Genomic DNA, 16982 nt, shown 5'->3' with positions numbered 1-16982 from the left:
TCGTCTATTAAGACGATAAATGATTGTTTTGCTTATAAATTACTGCTACTGTCAAACACAGTTAGCCAGCCCTAGTTTACTGAGAACTTTCTTTTAGTGGTCGCCAGCTAACGTCTACTAAAAGTAATGGTGCGTTTACTGGTTGTGATGGCTATTGAGCCTGTTTTTTATTTGGTTTGGTTTAAACGGTGGCGTCGGATAGATGTCGTGTTTTTTTGTTTATTAATATACTTGAATATTATGGCCCTCTCTTTTTTTTCTCGTTCTTCTCAAAAATCTCAGCCAGCTTCTGGCGCAGATGGTGTTCTCTCTTTACCTTCAGCACGCGCGATCTTGTTATCCAGCGTTGGTTGTATGATGGTACTTAGTTTACTGATGGTGGCTTCAGCCTCTATTCCTTTCGCATTAAGTCGCGGCATGAGTGAGCTGTATTTTTTTGAACATCAGCTGTTATACATGGGCATCGGGCTAATCGCTGCAGCGATACCATACTACTTTGTACCACTAAAAACGCTCTACCAGACTGAAACACAGTTTATATTGCTGGGTGTGACTGGTGCGCTCTTGATAGCGACACTATTTGGTACGCCCATTAATGGTTCAAAACGCTGGCTAAACTTGGGTGTGATTAACTTTCAGGTCGCAGAGTTAGCGAAACTTGTGGTCATCGTCTTCGTTGCGGACTTTGTAGTGCGGCGCTCGTTTGAAGTCCGTAATGGTTGGGATGGGTTTTTACGCATCTCTTTAGTGATCGGCCTGCTGACTTTTTTACTGTTATTGCAGCCTGATTTTGGCTCATTGGTGGTCATTGTCGGTACAGTATTTGCCATATTTTATATTGCTGGGGCTCCCTACAAGCAGTTTGTCGCGCTAGGGGCTGTCGTAGGTGTACTTGGCGTACTGGCAGTCACTATGGTTCAGTATCGCCTGACAAGGGTGTTGTCGTTTTTAGATCCCTTTGATGATATTCAAGATACAGACTATCAATTGGCACGCAGCTTAATCGCCTTTGGTCGAGGACAGTTTACCGGTGTGGGTTATGGTGAAAGCGTCCAAAAACTATCACATTTACCTGAGGCACATACAGATTTTTTGTTGGCCATCACTGGTGAAGAGCTTGGCTTTGTTGGCGTGACTATGATCCTGATATTAGAAGCACTTATCATCGGTAGTGCGATGCGTATCAGCTACAATGCCCTAAAACGTCGGCAAATGCGTATGAGCTATACCGCTTTTGGTATTGGCATTATTTTTATTGCACAAACGATTATTAATGCTGCTATGAATATGGGAGCGATGCCGACCAAAGGGTTGACGATGCCGTTCTTTAGTTATGGTGGGTCATCGATGTTGATTAGTTTGGTGATGGTTGCGTTGCTCCTCAAGATCTACAAAGAGAGTCCCGAGATAGAAAAAAGCCAATGTCGTTATTTTTAAGAAGAGCATCAATATAGCAAAATAGAATAGTAGGTATTACCGAATAACCGTCAACAATCTATAGTAATTATTAACATAAAGATAATAAAAGCGTCGCCGTTGGGTGGCGCTTTTTATTTTTAAGCGACTGGTTAATGAGTGGGGGTATTTAGCGTATCTTTACCTTGTAAGGGCGTATTATCCCATTGAGCAATAGCTTGCTTAAGCATGCGTGCTGGAGTATCTATGTCGACAGCAGGCTGCTGTAAGAGCTGCAAAGCCATCGCAATCAGTTGACTGGGCTTGCGAGTATCTATAGGTTGGGCAAGGTTTTGTTTGGAGAACTTTTGTCCATCAGGGTTGCATATTAGTGGCAAATGATACCACTGATCTATAGCTGGTAAGCGTGCAGCTCGCATGATGCTGATTTGTGCAGTCGTCATAGGTAAGATATCTAAACCGCGCATGATATGAGTGACTCCTTGTAGCCCATCATCAAGGCTTGCTGCCAAAATATAATTGATCATGCCATCTTGACGACGAACGACCATATCGCCCAAGGTTTGCTGCGGATTATCCCATTGTAACCCTTGAATACCATCTTGAAAACCTATGAGATAATCTGGTAGCTGCAGGCGTAGTTTATATTGGTCTTTAGCAAGATTTGCCTCTATACAGCAGCGTGGGTAGCGCTGTCTATTAAGAAGTTTTTGAGTGGCGTTTTGCAGGTTGGCGCTTTCTATTATAGCTTTTCGCTCCCAATAACGCTCAAGGCTTTTACGTGAGCATAGGCAACCATAAGTTAGCGGGGCCAGTATGGAAGATAGATATTCATCATAAATATCAATGCGCTCAGACTGATAAACGACATCCCCATCCCAATGCAAATTTAACGTCTCTAAATCTATTAATATTTGCTCACTAAATTGCCGATCACAGCGCTCAGTATCAGTATCTTCAATACGTAGGAGCCAGTCGCCACCCAGCGATTTGATATGACAGTAACTTGCCAGCGCGGTAGTCAAGGAACCAAGATGCAGCTCGCCGGTAGGTGAGGGGGCAAAACGCCCGATAGGATACGTTGACAGCGACGTCGGTTTAGACGTTGGTTTAAATAGTGTCATTGCATGGGTATTAGTAGTATGAATGGGTGTCAAAATAAGCCGCTATAATAATAAAAGAATAAGAATAGCGTAAAAGAAATACAGGGGAAAAGATATTTATTAAGTTAAGAGGTTTTGTTACTTAATTTTGAGCTTTAAGATGGGGTACAAAATACAATAAGCGACCAACTGTGTGGTCGCTTATTACATCAAATACTATTAGGTCGACCGATTTTAGATTAATTAAGTAAGTAAACTAATCAATGATATCAGTCTTACAAAGTAAGAACAGCGTATTAAGTATGGCCTTGGTTTTGACGCTCTTTCATCTCAGACAACGTTTTGCAGTCAATACATTGCGTTGCTGTTGGTCGAGCTTCTAAACGACGCAGACCAATCTCTACTCCGCAAGTTTCACAAAACCCATAGTCTTCGTTTTCGATCTCTGACATAGATTTGTCAATTTTGCGAATCAATTTGCGTTCACGATCACGCGTGCGTAATGCTAGTGCAAACTCTTCTTCTTGAGTGGCCCGATCATTGATATCTGGCATGGCACTAGACTCATCTTGAATATAGGTCTTTGTACGGTCAGCTTCGCCAATCAGTTGATTTTTCCAGTCCAATAAAATAGCTTTAAAATGCTCTAACTGCGCATCAGACATATACTCTTCGTCTTTGGCAGGCTCGTAAGGGGTGAATTTGACATCACTCGGATTATTAGTCAGGGTGCTCATATGGGTATCCTACTTTTTCAAATTAATTCAATGAAACGACGCTTTAAGGGATAAAACTTGGATAAGTGTCAATAAAGATTATTACTTATCTTTTATAGAACGCTTTATCACAGGGTAACGCAAGTAACACAGCTGCTCTAAAGGTACGCTCATATCGATATAACAATAATAATGAACATTATCATCTAGGTATAAATAATACTGTTCATGAGTACATAGCAGGTTGCGGCTACTTGGCTAATCGTCGTCTCAGCTATCCTAGCCATTATCATTTGCCTAACACTTAACGCTAGGCGCTCCTATTCCATCTTATTTTAATATTCGTCTAATCAAAGTCTATGTAGCTTATATCAATATTTGCAGTATCGTCTATTCTATGACTATTGCCTAGTACTATTTAATAAAATGTCTCACACACTATACTAAAAGCCTAAGCGCTACAAATAACAACAATCGGTAGATGACAAAGTTTTATAAACAACGATACGCACTGAACGGTTAAAACTGGCCGCTAAGTATCCAATCTTTTGACCCAGCTTGCAACCTGCCCAGTGTTGGCTAATTGCAACCAACGGTAACCAGGTAATGCACTTGTATCATAAGCGAAGTCATCTTCGTAAGGCTTAAACTGATAGCAGGTTGATGGAGTGGTATACACGGTCACCCCATTTTGATAGCGAACTTGATCCTGATGCGTATGACCACTAATAATCACGCGTAAATGTGGAAATGCTGCCATACGTTGCCAACAAGTAGATACATTGTCTGCAATGTGAGCATCTATCCATTCTGAGTGCATAAGCATTACATGATGATGCAATGCGATAAGGGCAGTTTTATCACAAGCACTCAATTGCGCGCATAACCAGTCAATATCTGTATCGGTCACCTCACCTGCAACCTTGCCAGGAATGGCAGAATTTAGTAGCAAAAGTTGCCAGTAGTCTGTATGAATCACATGGCGACTGAGTAGACGCTCGTCTGCAGGCTGAGGGATAAGTTGGCGCTGAGAGTAGGGCTGTTTGCCATCGAGCTCATCTGTTACATCATGATTGCCAGCGATACAAGCAAAAGGAATACCAGTATCGTGCAATAACCTAAAAATGTAATCGTAAATAGCGGGCTTGACCACATTAACCAAATCACCTGTGACTAAAATCAAATCACAGCGAATATCTTCGCTCAACGCTTGTGCTAATACTGCTTCAAAACTGTAGGTACAGCAGCATTCAGAAGTTGGATGTTGGTCAGTTGTTTCTTGTACTGCTTGTACAGTAGATAAATGCATATCCGTAATCTGTAGTACATTTACCTGACCATCTGGGCTGCTGATTTCACGAGCAGGATAACTTGGCATAAGGTCCCCTTTACGTCAAGACAATTAAAGCCTAAGAAAACCACTATAAAGAATAATAATGCAAACTTATAGCACAAAAGTTATGTAATCTCTAGCTTTAAATGCCAGACAAGGTTCATAAGTTATTAACGAATAATGTCAAAAAATTCCGTTGCTTAAAACCACTTTTTAAATTAATACCATTTAGTGAAACTAAGTACGTATTTTGGTCGCTATCTTGGTGGTTAATAGAGCCATAAAAAACAAGACCGCCAATACTAAAACTATAGCAAGCCCCGTCTGTATATCAAGCCAAATACTGCTCCAAACACCTAGCGTCACGCCGACTTGCGCTATGATGAGTGCAAAAATGACCATCTGTTTGGGAGCTGTTGACCATAAACGTGCCGTTAAAGCGGGCAGCACTAGCAGGCCACTGATCAATAAACTGCCTACTGCTTGTAATGCAATGGCACAAAAACCCGCCAATACACCCATAAAGAACAGGCGCTGTTTTGTCGGATCAACCCCTTGAATGCGGGCAAGAGCTTCATGAGTGGCAAGTTTTATTTGAGCAGGCCATATATAGGCCAAAAATACCAATCCTACTAACACACTACCAGCAATTAATGGCAAATCAGCCCAATCAAGTTCAAGTAAATTGCCAAACAAAAATCCTAAGACATTTGCTTGCTGATCAGTAAGCTGAGTTAAGGTTAATAGCCCTAAACACAATAAAGACACTGCTACTACTGCCAGCACCGCATCGGTCGGTAAGCGTTCATCTTCCATTAATATCAGACCTAACACTACTAGCACGCTGACTATCGCAATACCGATACCCGTTGGCAATTGCCACCAAACTGCAATCGCGACCCCTAATAGTGTTCCATGAGCCAAAGCATCAGCGAAAAAAGCCATTCGTCGCCATAATACCAAACAGCCAAGTGGGGCTGATAATAGGCCTAAGATACTGCCAGCAATCCAAGCAGGGGCAATAATAGCTAACCAAGCAGTCATAAAAGATATATCCGTTTAGATGTTAATAGAGTTTTTAGTAGTTTATTAGGTGCTATTAATCGATATAGAGTATGTTCTGATTTTGGTTATTAAAGCTCGCTGGGCGCATGATGCTCGCAAGCGTGCGGCTGATGTACATAAGGCTGCTCATAATGATGACCAAATAATTTTTGAAATTCAGCAGTAATGGCAAGCTCACTGGGTTGACCTTCGCAGCAAATATGCTTATTTAAGCAAATAACGCGTCGGCTGCCTTTCATAACCCAGTGCAAGTCATGTGACACCACTAGCATAGCGCAACGCAAAAAATCTGGCAGCTCATCGATAAACTGGTAAAGCCAAACCTCAGTATCGGGATCTAACCCTTGCATTGGCTCATCTAAAATGAGTAGATTCGGCTTATCTAGTAAGGCTCGTGCCAGTAGTACGCGCTGAGTTTCACCGCCAGAAAGATGCAGCATCTGCCGCGATAACAGATGATTCAAAGATAAGTTATCAAAGATGAACTGACGTTGTTCTGATGTTAAACGACGTTTATCTGCCTGCGCCAATAAATCTTTTACACGTAATGGCAAAATAGGTGGCACTGTAAAACGCTGCGGCACATAACCAAGTTGTAGTGGTTGATGAGTGACAATCTTACCCGCTGTAGGCGTGATGAGACCTAAGATAAGTTTGACCAAGGTCGACTTACCAGCACCGTTTGGACCGATTAGACTGACAGTTTCATTAATAGCAATATCGATATTGATGTTCTTAACCAAGCACTGTGGACCAATATGGTAATTAATACCATTTAGGCTCAGTAAAGGTAACCCATCAGAGGTGAGTTGCTTATTGGACGATTGCGCTAAAAGGCTCATAGAATAACAGCCGAAAATTAAATAAAAGTAGACAAAAGGTCTATACAGAACAGAGATATTTTATTGGCAACTTTGACAGCGACCGCTAATCTCAATGACACTACGAGAAACCATAAAACCAGCATCTTGCTCTGCAAAGCTCATCATCTCTTGTACTGGCAGGCTACTACACTCTTGTACTCGCTGGCACGCTTCACAGATTAAAAACGCAGCAGTATGCTCGTCACGTGGATGGCAACAAGGGACGTAAGCATTGATCGAAGTCAATTGATGAATCAATCCCTCACCCAACAAAAACTCTAAGCTACGATAAACAGTTGGCGGTGCTACATTTTTTCGGACCTGTTCTTTTTCATTATTAGCACTCGCCGTCGTACGCATTTGTTGTAGCTCTGTGATTAAGTCGTATGCACCTATTGGCTTGTTGGCTTGTAATATCAAAGCATATATCTGCTGACGCAGCGGAGTAAAGCGTACACCGCGCAATCGGCATTGAGCTTTAGCAGTCTCTAAACGTTCAGTCACATCACGTGACGAAAAGTGCTGAACATCATGCAAGTGTTCGCAAACAGATGAAGTGGAAGACATTGTGTAGACTCCAAAAAGTATAGACTCCAAAAAACGATACTACAGCTAAAAAGATCAAAACTAATAACAATGAATTATGTTAGCCATTTTTATTGTTATAGTATAACATAATAAAAATTAAAAAATCAGTATTGCTGATGATTGAATTGTTTTTTCAGACCCAAACTTTTTTAGACCATACTTATAGGGCAGTTATCCGATGAATGCTAATCCCCAAAACCTTAGAGAACCAGATAATGAAAGTCAGTACTTTCAAGGTAGAGTGCGTCCTTTCTTTTTTTATAGGTTAGGACAGTTTTTGTGTCAACCCAAATACATATTGACAGTCGTATTGATGCTTTTAAGCTCGTTCATAATGACTGTGCAAGCAGCGACCGTCAGCGTCAGTAACTACCCTTTATTTTTATTAAGTGAAGCGGTCACTGAGGGAGCACCGTCAGCCAATCGATTATTGCAAGCAGGGGAGGTCGGCCACCATGGCAGTATTAGCCCTAGTGATATCAAAGCAATTCAAGAGAGTAAGTTTGTTGTATGGTTTGGTGAGCCGTTGGAGAACAACCTTGCATCAAGCTTAAACACCGCACCGAATGCCATTTCCTTATTTAGTTTTGATGCCTTTAACCGTCATCCATTACGTGATGTTAAAGGCCAACTTATCGCAAACACTTTAGACCCGCACATTTGGCTCGACCCTGAAAACGCCAAAGCCATTACTCGAGCACTGGCAGTGATTCACAGTCATGCAAACCCTCAGCACAAGAATTTGTATCAAGCCAATGCAAAGAAGTTTGCCCAGCGACTGGATAGAGCTGTAGCATCAGCACAGTTGAATGACCAAAAAGCCTCTCCTTATTGGGCTTATCATGATGCTTACCAATATATCGAAAAAGCGTTGCAATTACAGCTTGCTGGTAGTTTAAGCATGGATCATCATTTGGCACCTAAAGCCAGTCAGATACGTTGGCTTAACGAGCAGCGTCCAGTCAAGCAAATGTGTTTGGTGAGTCCTAGCGTTCCGGCTAAAGGCTTGCTTGCTAAGCTTCAGCCAGTAGATACGACTGTGCAGCCCGAGGATATGAGTAGTAGTAAAGACTTTGTGAGTGGCTGGAGTGATATGGCGCAAGAAATACGTAACTGTATGTCTTAATATTTAAAAAACGTTACAATATCTAAAGTGATAAGTGGGCCAATTTGGTATTTAAGGATTGTTTAATATGTCTATAACGTGTTAATTAACAATAACAAATTAAAGGTTTGATATTTGCCATATATTACTTGCTAATTATCTGGTTGCTCCTTATAATAAGTGGCGTTTTATTTTGGTTAAAAGGTTATATCTATATAGTGAACCGTTCATAGAGAAGTATGCCATTTACACGCTACTATCATCTAAATGCTACGGTTATTATTCTAATACTATAGGTAAGCTAATGACCAAACCTGCCAAACGTACGCAAAGAGATCAAATCGGCGTCTATATTAAACGCCAAGCGTGGATACTATTTATCCTTATTATCATCGCTTGGATTGTAGATGCCAGTTGGCTGAGCAGTGATCTTGTCGTAGCAAAAAGCGCTGCCATTGGTGCGCTATTAAGTTTTGTTACTCAAGCTGTATTTGCTGGATTTATCTTTTGGTACACAGGATATCGCGCGCGCGGGCACATTGTCAGCCAGCTATATCGAGGTCAAATGGCCAAATGGTTATTGACTGTGTTTGGTTTCGCACTAATTTTTATTACCATACGACCCCTGTCAGCGCCTGCGCTCTTCATCGGTTTTATGGTAATGCAGATTAGTCACAGTTGGATGTTGTGGCATATACGTTAATAATAAATGACAGTCGCTTATGATAATTTTCTAAGCTTTTGTATTTATCCAATATAACGTCATATTTATTCTATAAATATAATGCTGTTCATAGCATAAAAATGTCATCCTGCCGTCCAACTTCTCTACGACTAAGTCGAAAATTGATAAATGATGTGTTTTGGAATTTTGCAAAAAATACTAACTACTATAAATATGATTGCTTAATAATAATGTTTTACAATTTAATTAAGGGCGCAAGACCATATTGTTAAACGTTACAAGCTGGTATAATGATTACATAGCAGATAAAAAACACATAATTTCCTTTACACGAATACTACGCTGCATTAAGATAGGCAGCTAATTATTTTGCTTAAACGTGCTGTATTAAGCACATATCTTGCAAATCAAGGTATCGGCAAACACTAATATGATAACTTTAAGTACGTTTATGTGCAGATGCTAAGGGCTAGTAATGAATACTCATAAGCCCTTTTTTGATAACTAAATTTTATTGAAGTCTGTCAAAAAACCAGTAACTGCACCAGAAGTATGGGTTGGATGTTGTTGATTACATGAGAGTGCGAACACGATTAATTTGTAAATAATATGAACGGATAAGATGTTATTAATCTTCTTAAAAGTTCAGTTAGGTTTATGCAAACATTGTTGTTAGTATGCTTATCAGATGACAACCGTATTCTTTGGTAGTTGATTCAATCGTTGATTAATAAGAAGCTTATATTATGGCAGCCGAGCAACAAACATCATCAGAATATATCTCTCACCACTTAACGAACTGGACGTATGGCTATTTGCCAGGCGAAGGTTGGAAAGTTGCCTATACTGCTGAAGAAGCGGGACAAATGGGCTTTAATGCTATCCACCTTGATTCTATGCTATGGTCAATTGGTCTGGGTATTTTATTTTGTGCCATCTTTTGGATGGTTGCCAAAAAAGTAACTTCAGGCGTGCCAAGCAAAACTCAAGCGGCAGTTGAACTAATCGTTGAGTTTGTTGATAATAACGTTCGCGATTCTTATAGTGGTACCTCAAAGTTGATTGCACCTTTGGCATTGACCATTTTTGTATGGATCTTCTTGATGAACCTAATGGATTTATTGCCTATCGACTTTATCCCAAGTCTAGCAGGCCAAATTGGTGCCGCGATGGGCCATGATCCACACCATGTGTTCTTTAAGATTGTGCCAACAACTGATCCCAACATCACGCTTGGCATGTCATTCTCTGTCTTTTTGTTAATTCTTTTTTATAGCATCAAAGAAAAAGGCGTGGGCGGTTTCGTTGGTGAGTTAACACTACATCCGTTTAGTGCCAAGAATCCTATCTTACAAATTATTTTAATCCCCATCAACTTCATCTTAGAAGCAGTTACCTTAATTGCAAAGCCTGTCTCATTAGGTTTGCGTTTATTCGGTAACATGTATGCTGGGGAATTGATTTTCATACTGATTGCTCTAATGCCGTTTTGGATTCAATGGGCGTTATCGGTACCGTGGGCTATCTTCCACATTTTGATTATTACACTTCAAGCGTTCGTATTTATGATGTTGACGATAGTTTACTTATCGCTTGCATCATCAACTGAACATTAATTAGACATTCAATAGGTAAATGAGGATACATCAATGGATCCAGTATTAGGTGGTTACACAGTTATCGCAGTAGCGTTACTTATCGGTCTTGGTGCACTTGGCACAGGTATTGGTTTTGCTATTCTAGGTGGTAAGTTCTTAGAAGGGGTTGCACGTCAACCAGAGCTTGGCTCACAATTGCAAACTCGTATGTTCATCGTAGCAGGTCTTTTGGATGCTATTCCGATGATCGGTGTTGGTATTGCTATGCTATTGTTGTTCGCTAACCCTCTAGCAGGTTAATCCGAAAGCTCAGTTGTAAATGTTTGGTACTTAGATATTTTCTATCAAATATAGTCAAGATCTGACTGCCAAACATGATCAATGAAACTGATTTTTCATTAACAAAGAGGTGATCACGTGAATATCAATTTTACCCTCGTCGGTCAAGCCATTGCTTTTGCAATATTTGTGATTTTTTGCATGAAATTCGTGTGGCCACCACTTATTGGGGCCATTAACGAGCGTCAGCGTAAAATCTCTGAAGGCCTAAACGCCGCAGAAAAAGCAAAAGCAGATTTGGCAACCGCGGAGCAAGATGTCCAGCAGGAACTTGATCTTGCAAAGAATAAAGCTGCTGCTTTAATCGAGCAAGCTAATAAAAGTGCCAACCAGCTTGTCGAAGATGCAAAAACGCAAGCGCAAGCAGAAGGCGAGCGTATTCGTCAACAAGCGCAAGCGTCTATCGAGCAAGAAATTAACCAAGCGCGTGAATCATTACGTGCTCAAGTAGCTGAACTGGCTGTACTTGGTGCAGAAAAGATTTTGCAAGACAAAGTCGATGAGCAAAAACATGCCAGTATGTTAGATCAACTGGCGGCGAAGCTGTAATTGTGAGGATATCATGGCTGACTTATCAACCTTAGCACGACCGTACGCTAAAGCCGCGTTTGACTATGCCAACGAAAATGGGGTAGTAAATGAGTGGGAAAACTTCTTGTTTATTGCCAGTCACGTTGTCAATGACAAGTCGTTCAGTACTTGGCTGGAAAATCCAGCTGTTTCTGCTGAGCATAAGTCAGCTGCGCTGACTGATCTTTATGACTCACAAGTAGCTGGTGATAGCGACTCTGCTTTTAAACAGCTACTAGGCGAGAGTAAAGGCTCTCACTCTGGTAATAGTATTAGCTATTCTAAAGTGTCACCAGCCCTTGATAATTTTATTAAGCAGTTGGCACAACAAGAACGTCTGGCACTGCTTCCTGAAGTTTATGAGCATTATCGCCGTCATAAGGCCATAAGCTTAAAACAGCTGGACGCATATGTGACTTCTGCCTATCCATTGACTGATGCTCAGCGTGACATGATTCAGACGCGTCTTGCTGCATCGCTAAATGCTAGCGTAGTAATCCACGAGTCAGTTGATCCAAGTTTATTGGCAGGTGCTACGATCAAAGTCGGTGACAAAATTATCGATGATTCAATGCGCGGCAAGTTACAACAGTTAAAAACACAGCTAACTGCCTAATGCCATTCAGTGGCGCGATCTTATAAGATCTGCGTGAACATAAGAGCATTTAAGTCAGTGGGCGGGTTATCATAAATTAAAGGAAACAAGGCAATGCAACAATTGAATCCAGCGGAAATCAGTAACCTGATTAAGCAGCGTATTCAAGACCTTGATGCGGGTGCGACTGCAAAGAATGAAGGCACGATTGTCAAAGTATCTGACGGTATCGTGCAGATTCATGGTCTTGAAGATGCCATGTACGGCGAAATGATTGAGTTTGAAGGCGAAATCTATGGAATGGCGCTTAACTTAGAGCGTGATTCTGTCGGCGCGGTAGTACTTGGTGATTACCTACAGCTGCAAGAAGGTCAAAAAGCCTATTGTACTGGTCGTATTCTTGAAGTACCAGTAGGTCCTGAGCTGCTAGGCCGTGTTGTTGACGCCTTGGGTAATCCTATTGATGGCAAAGGTCCTATCAATGCTAAAATGACTGATAAAGTCGAGAAAATCGCCCCAGGCGTTATTGATCGTCAATCAGTCGACCAGCCAGTAATGACCGGCTATAAAGCTGTTGATACCATGATTCCAATTGGTCGTGGTCAGCGTGAGCTTATCATTGGTGACCGTCAGACGGGTAAAACCGCGATGGCTATCGATGCGATCATTGCACAGAAATCATCTGGTATTAAGTGTGTATACGTGGCTATCGGCCAAAAACGTTCTACGATTGCTAACGTTGTACGTAAGCTTGAGCAGACTGGTGCCTTAGAATACACGACAGTTGTCGTCGCTTCAGCGTCAGAGCCAGCAGCACTTCAGTATATCGCACCGTACTCAGGTTGTACGATGGGCGAATATTTCCGTGACCGCGGTGAAGATGCATTGATTGTATTTGACGATTTATCAAAGCAAGCAGTCGCTTATCGTCAGATTTCACTATTGTTACGTCGTCCGCCAGGTCGTGAAGCGTATCCTGGTGACGTATTCTATTTACATTCACGTTTACTTGAGCGTGCCTCACGCGTAAACGCGGACTATGTAGAAAACTTTACCAATGGTGAAGTAAAAGGTAAAACGGGTTCTTTAACTGCACTACCTATTATCGAAACCCAAGCAGGTGACGTATCAGCATTTGTACCGACTAACGTGATCTCGATCACTGACGGTCAGATATTCTTAGAGTCAAGCCTATTTAACTCAGGTATTCGTCCTGCTGTTAACGCTGGTATCTCAGTTTCTCGTGTTGGTGGTGCTGCTCAGACAAAGATTATCAAAAAGCTCTCTGGTGGTATTCGTACCGCGCTAGCACAGTATCGTGAATTGGCTGCGTTTGCTCAGTTCGCCTCTGACCTTGATGATGCCACTCGTGAACAGCTTGATCATGGTGAGCGTGTCACTGAACTTATGAAGCAAAAACAGTATCAGCCAATGTCTGTTTCTGAGCAAGCAGCGGTTATCTATGCTTCAAACGAAGGGTTCTTAGCTGATGTGCCAGTAGAAAAGATCGGTGCTTTCGAAGAAGCTTACTTACGCTACATGCATGATGAGCAAAGTGAATTGATGCGCGAGATTGATGATACTGCGAATTACAACGATGATATCGCAGGTCGTTTGAAGTCAGCAGTACAGACTTTCAAACAAAATCACAGTTATTAATTTAATGGGTTAGGCCGGATTGGTTATAATTTAGTCGTTAAAAGTGGCGCGTTGTTTAAACAGATACTTGCGCCACTATTCTAACCATTAACGGTATTAGTCGCGTTATGCAAAACAGATAATGATTATTCTGATAAAGTGATACTATATCTTGATTATATGTTGCATGCGCAAATGCTTTTTAACCCTCTTATATTGGAATCATTATGGCAAGCTTAAAAGAGATACGTGCCAAAGTCACCAGTATTAAAAGCACCCAAAAAATTACTCGCGCTATGCAAATGGTAGCGGCAAGTAAGATGCGCCGTGCTCAAGAGCGCATGGAAGTGGGTCGCCCGTATGCTGATAGTATGCGCCGGGTTATTTCACATTTGGTGCATGCTTCATCAGACTACAAACATCCATATATGGTAACGCGTCCGGTCAACAAGGTTGGCTATATCGTCATTACCTCTGATCGTGGTTTGGCGGGAGGTTTGAATATTAACCTATTCAAAGCTTTATCCAAAAGTATCCAAGATTATCAAGACCAGTCTGTGCAAACTGAGTTTGCAGTTATTGGCGCTAAGGGTGTGAGTTTTTTCAAAAACTTTGGTGGTAAAGTGACGTCAGCGGTGACTGACTATGGCGATAAACCAACGTTTGAGCAAATAAACGCACCCGTTCAAGCCATGCTTGAAGATTATAGTAACGGCAATATTGACCGTATTTACGTGGTATATAACCAGTTCGTTAATGCCATGACTCAAAAGCCAACCGTTAATCAATTGGTTCCTCTGCCAGAGCACTCGTTTGATGATGAAGAAAGTGGCATACAGACAGAGCTTAGCTGGGACTATATCTATGAGCCTGATATCAAGACATTGATTGATGAATTGCTTGGTCGCTATATTGAGTCGATTGTTTATCAAGCGGTAATGGAAAATATTGCTTCTGAGCAGTCTTCACGTATGGTTGCGATGAAAGCGGCAACAGATAATGCTGGTGACCTTATTAATGATTTACAGTTGGTTTATAACAAGCTGCGTCAAGCGGCGATTACCCGAGAAATCTCGGAGATCGTCGGCGGTGCTGCTGCTGTTTCATAATTGAAACCCTTTATAAAACCTACTATATACAGAAGTTCAAGGAGAACGCAATGAGTAGCGGTCGTATTGTACAGATTATTGGCGCGGTTCTTGACGTTGAGTTTGACCGTAACGAAGTTCCTCAAATTTTTGATGCCTTGCAAGTAGACGGTACCGAAACCACCCTAGAAGTACAGCAACAGCTAGGTGATGGTATCGTACGTACTATTGCAATGGGTTCAACTGAAGGCCTAAAGCGTAACCTACCAGTGACCAATACTGGCGCGGCTATTTCTGTGCCAGTTGGTACAGGTACGCTCGGTCGTATTATGGATGTCCTTGGTCGTCCTATTGATGAAGAAGGTCCAGTTGTCGCTGACGAAAAATGGTCGATCCACCGTGATGCACCAAGCTATGCGGATCAGTCAAACAGCACTGAGCTGCTAGAGACTGGTATCAAGGTCATCGATTTGCTTTGCCCGTTTGCTAAAGGTGGTAAAGTTGGTCTATTTGGTGGTGCTGGGGTTGGTAAAACCGTCAACATGATGGAGCTGATCAATAACATCGCCCTTAAGCATGAAGGCCTATCAGTATTTGCTGGTGTTGGTGAGCGTACGCGTGAAGGTAATGATTTCTATCACGAAATGCAAGAAGCGGGCGTTGTAAATACTGAAGACTTTAGTAAATCTAAAGTTGCGATGGTATATGGTCAGATGAATGAGCCACCAGGTAACCGTCTACGTGTTGCATTGTCTGGTTTGACTATGGCTGAGTACTTCCGTGATACCAAAGATCCTGCCACTGGTAAAGGTCGTGACGTATTGCTATTTGTTGATAACATCTACCGCTATACACTAGCCGGTACTGAAGTATCAGCACTACTAGGTCGTATGCCATCAGCGGTTGGTTATCAACCAACACTTGCTGAAGAGATGGGTATGCTGCAAGAGCGTATTACCTCAACTCAGTCAGGATCTATTACTTCAGTTCAAGCCGTCTATGTACCTGCGGATGACTTGACGGATCCATCACCAGCAACAACGTTTGCTCACTTGGATGCGACTGTTGTACTAAGCCGTGATATCGCGTCACAAGGTATCTATCCTGCGGTTGATCCACTAGATTCAACGTCACGTCAGCTAGATCCACAAGTAATCGGCGAGGAGCACTACAATGTTGCTCGCGGTGTTCAGGAAGTTCTACAGCGCTATAAAGAGCTAAAAGACATCATCGCTATTCTAGGTATGGATGAGCTGTCAGAAGAAGATAAATTGGTTGTTTATCGCGCTCGTAAGATCCAGCGTTTCTTATCACAGCCATTCCACGTAGCAGAAGTATTCACTGGTGCACCTGGTAAATATGTACCACTGCGCGATACTATTGCTAGCTTTAAAGCAATTATTGCTGGCGAATACGATGATTTACCAGAGCAAGCGTTTTATATGGCTGGCGGTATTGATGAAGTAGTCGCCAAAGCGGAAAAAATGAAATCTACTGCAGCGTAAGTTGTATTAGCATTTGCTAAACTGCGAGTAGGCTGACGCCAGTCTACTCGCAAGTAGATAACGCATCGCAGTTTTGATCGTAAGGAGTTAAATATGGCAACGTTACAATGTCGCGTCGTAAGTGCTCGTGAAGAGTTGTATTCGGGCGAAATCAGCATGTTAATAGCTACGGGTACCGAAGGCGAGATTGGTGTATTGCCAGGTCACACACCGCTTATTACTTTGCTAAAACCAGGTGCGATGCGAGTGCAAACACCAAATGGTGAAGAAGAAGTGATTTACGTATCAGGCGGCGTGTTAGAAGTACAGCCAAAGATGGTCACTGTATTAGCAGATACTGCTATGCGTGCACATAACCTTGACGAAAGTAAAATCGTTGAAGCACGTAAAAAAGCGGAACAAATGCTGGTCAACCAATCTGATACCGTACAAACTAATGCGGCCTTGGCTTCATTAGCAGAATCAGTAGCCCAGCTGCAAACGATTCGTAAATACAAAAACCGCGCTTAATTTGTTGTCTACAGTATTGAATGGTAGTTTTTATTCAGTATTTGACAATAAAATAGTAAAAAAACAGTCCATAATGGGCTGTTTTTTTTTATGGTGTGCAGAGTGTTGGTAAATATAATTAAGGATTTAATAAAATACTTCTACCCAATCAGTATATTTGGTTGGCATAAGTAGGTATTTCATATTCTCTGTTAGGTTAATAATAGCGGTATCGACGATAAAAATAAGCTCTTTTGGTGATATTGTAAAGAATGGTGTTAGCCTA

General features: G+C 41.7%; 17 protein-coding genes. 11 read left to right on the top strand and 6 right to left on the bottom strand.

The features are described from left to right. Positions 1 to 240: 240 nt before the first annotated feature. Positions 241 to 1437 (top strand): putative lipid II flippase FtsW, encoded by a 1197-nt coding sequence (gene ftsW, locus ACTXGH_RS10960; protein WP_299221077.1) that lies wholly within the window; start codon positions 241 to 243, stop codon positions 1435 to 1437. 131 nt (positions 1438 to 1568) lie between these two features. Here the strand turns inward: ftsW and gluQRS are convergent, their stop codons facing one another. From gluQRS to ACTXGH_RS10930, 6 genes are all read right to left on the bottom strand, one after another. After that, positions 1569 to 2540, bottom strand: coding sequence for a tRNA glutamyl-Q(34) synthetase GluQRS (gene gluQRS, locus ACTXGH_RS10955; RefSeq protein WP_439296525.1), 972 nt, complete (start codon positions 2538 to 2540; stop codon positions 1569 to 1571). 275 nt (positions 2541 to 2815) lie between these two features. After that, positions 2816 to 3256 carry an RNA polymerase-binding protein DksA gene (dksA, locus tag ACTXGH_RS10950; RefSeq protein ID WP_439263072.1) on the bottom strand — a complete coding sequence of 147 codons (441 nt, stop codon included), beginning with the start codon at positions 3254 to 3256 and terminating at the stop codon, positions 2816 to 2818. Between the two features lie 511 nt (positions 3257 to 3767). Then, positions 3768 to 4613: a metallophosphoesterase gene (locus tag ACTXGH_RS10945; RefSeq protein ID WP_439296488.1), complete on the bottom strand. Its 846-nt coding sequence runs from the start codon at positions 4611 to 4613 to the stop codon at positions 3768 to 3770. 192 nt (positions 4614 to 4805) lie between these two features. Next, complete coding sequence (locus tag ACTXGH_RS10940) at positions 4806 to 5612, bottom strand: metal ABC transporter permease (protein WP_439263076.1); 807 nt, start codon at positions 5610 to 5612, stop codon at positions 4806 to 4808. Positions 5613 to 5701: 89 nt separating this feature from the next. Continuing rightward, the gene (locus ACTXGH_RS10935; protein WP_439263078.1) at positions 5702 to 6475 is read right to left on the bottom strand and encodes a metal ABC transporter ATP-binding protein; all 774 of its coding nucleotides are present in this window, start codon (positions 6473 to 6475) and stop codon (positions 5702 to 5704) included. A 60-nt stretch (positions 6476 to 6535) separates the two neighbouring features. Beyond that, positions 6536 to 7063: a transcriptional repressor gene (locus ACTXGH_RS10930; RefSeq protein ID WP_439263079.1), complete on the bottom strand. Its 528-nt coding sequence runs from the start codon at positions 7061 to 7063 to the stop codon at positions 6536 to 6538. Between the two features lie 355 nt (positions 7064 to 7418). Here ACTXGH_RS10930 and ACTXGH_RS10925 point away from each other — a divergent pair, with 355 nt between their 5' ends. The 10 genes from ACTXGH_RS10925 to ACTXGH_RS10880 all read left to right on the top strand — a co-directional run bounded on the left by ACTXGH_RS10925 (position 7419) and on the right by ACTXGH_RS10880 (position 16717). Further along, positions 7419 to 8210, top strand: coding sequence for a metal ABC transporter solute-binding protein, Zn/Mn family (locus ACTXGH_RS10925; protein ID WP_439296489.1), 792 nt, complete (start codon positions 7419 to 7421; stop codon positions 8208 to 8210). Positions 8211 to 8493: 283 nt separating this feature from the next. After that, positions 8494 to 8892, top strand: coding sequence for an ATP synthase subunit I (locus tag ACTXGH_RS10920; RefSeq protein ID WP_299221064.1), 399 nt, complete (start codon positions 8494 to 8496; stop codon positions 8890 to 8892). A gap of 728 nt (positions 8893 to 9620) precedes the next feature. Beyond that, positions 9621 to 10490 (top strand): F0F1 ATP synthase subunit A, encoded by an 870-nt coding sequence (gene atpB, locus ACTXGH_RS10915; protein ID WP_058369621.1) that lies wholly within the window; start codon positions 9621 to 9623, stop codon positions 10488 to 10490. 33 nt (positions 10491 to 10523) lie between these two features. Beyond that, the gene (atpE, locus tag ACTXGH_RS10910) at positions 10524 to 10772 is read left to right on the top strand and encodes a F0F1 ATP synthase subunit C (protein ID WP_010197960.1); all 249 of its coding nucleotides are present in this window, start codon (positions 10524 to 10526) and stop codon (positions 10770 to 10772) included. 117 nt (positions 10773 to 10889) lie between these two features. Then, the gene (locus ACTXGH_RS10905; protein WP_439263083.1) at positions 10890 to 11360 is read left to right on the top strand and encodes a F0F1 ATP synthase subunit B; all 471 of its coding nucleotides are present in this window, start codon (positions 10890 to 10892) and stop codon (positions 11358 to 11360) included. Positions 11361 to 11373: 13 nt separating this feature from the next. After that, entirely contained in the window at positions 11374 to 11997 is a 624-nt protein-coding gene (locus tag ACTXGH_RS10900) for a F0F1 ATP synthase subunit delta (protein WP_299221060.1), read from the top strand. A gap of 93 nt (positions 11998 to 12090) precedes the next feature. After that, positions 12091 to 13635: a F0F1 ATP synthase subunit alpha gene (atpA, locus tag ACTXGH_RS10895; protein WP_439263084.1), complete on the top strand. Its 1545-nt coding sequence runs from the start codon at positions 12091 to 12093 to the stop codon at positions 13633 to 13635. A gap of 206 nt (positions 13636 to 13841) precedes the next feature. Further along, positions 13842 to 14723 carry a F0F1 ATP synthase subunit gamma gene (gene atpG, locus ACTXGH_RS10890; RefSeq protein ID WP_439263086.1) on the top strand — a complete coding sequence of 294 codons (882 nt, stop codon included), beginning with the start codon at positions 13842 to 13844 and terminating at the stop codon, positions 14721 to 14723. Positions 14724 to 14773: 50 nt separating this feature from the next. Further along, positions 14774 to 16207, top strand: a complete 1434-nt coding sequence (gene atpD, locus ACTXGH_RS10885) for a F0F1 ATP synthase subunit beta (protein ID WP_299221054.1) — start codon at positions 14774 to 14776, stop codon at positions 16205 to 16207. A 93-nt stretch (positions 16208 to 16300) separates the two neighbouring features. Further along, the gene (locus tag ACTXGH_RS10880; RefSeq protein WP_021812807.1) at positions 16301 to 16717 is read left to right on the top strand and encodes a F0F1 ATP synthase subunit epsilon; all 417 of its coding nucleotides are present in this window, start codon (positions 16301 to 16303) and stop codon (positions 16715 to 16717) included. Positions 16718 to 16982: the final 265 nt, after the last annotated feature.

This window comes from Psychrobacter sp. 1Y10, from assembly GCF_052259005.1.
Lineage (GTDB): Bacteria > Pseudomonadota > Gammaproteobacteria > Pseudomonadales > Moraxellaceae > Psychrobacter > Psychrobacter saeujeotis.
Note: the sequence above shows the minus strand (reverse complement) of the source record. Positions and strands in the feature narration are given on the sequence as shown.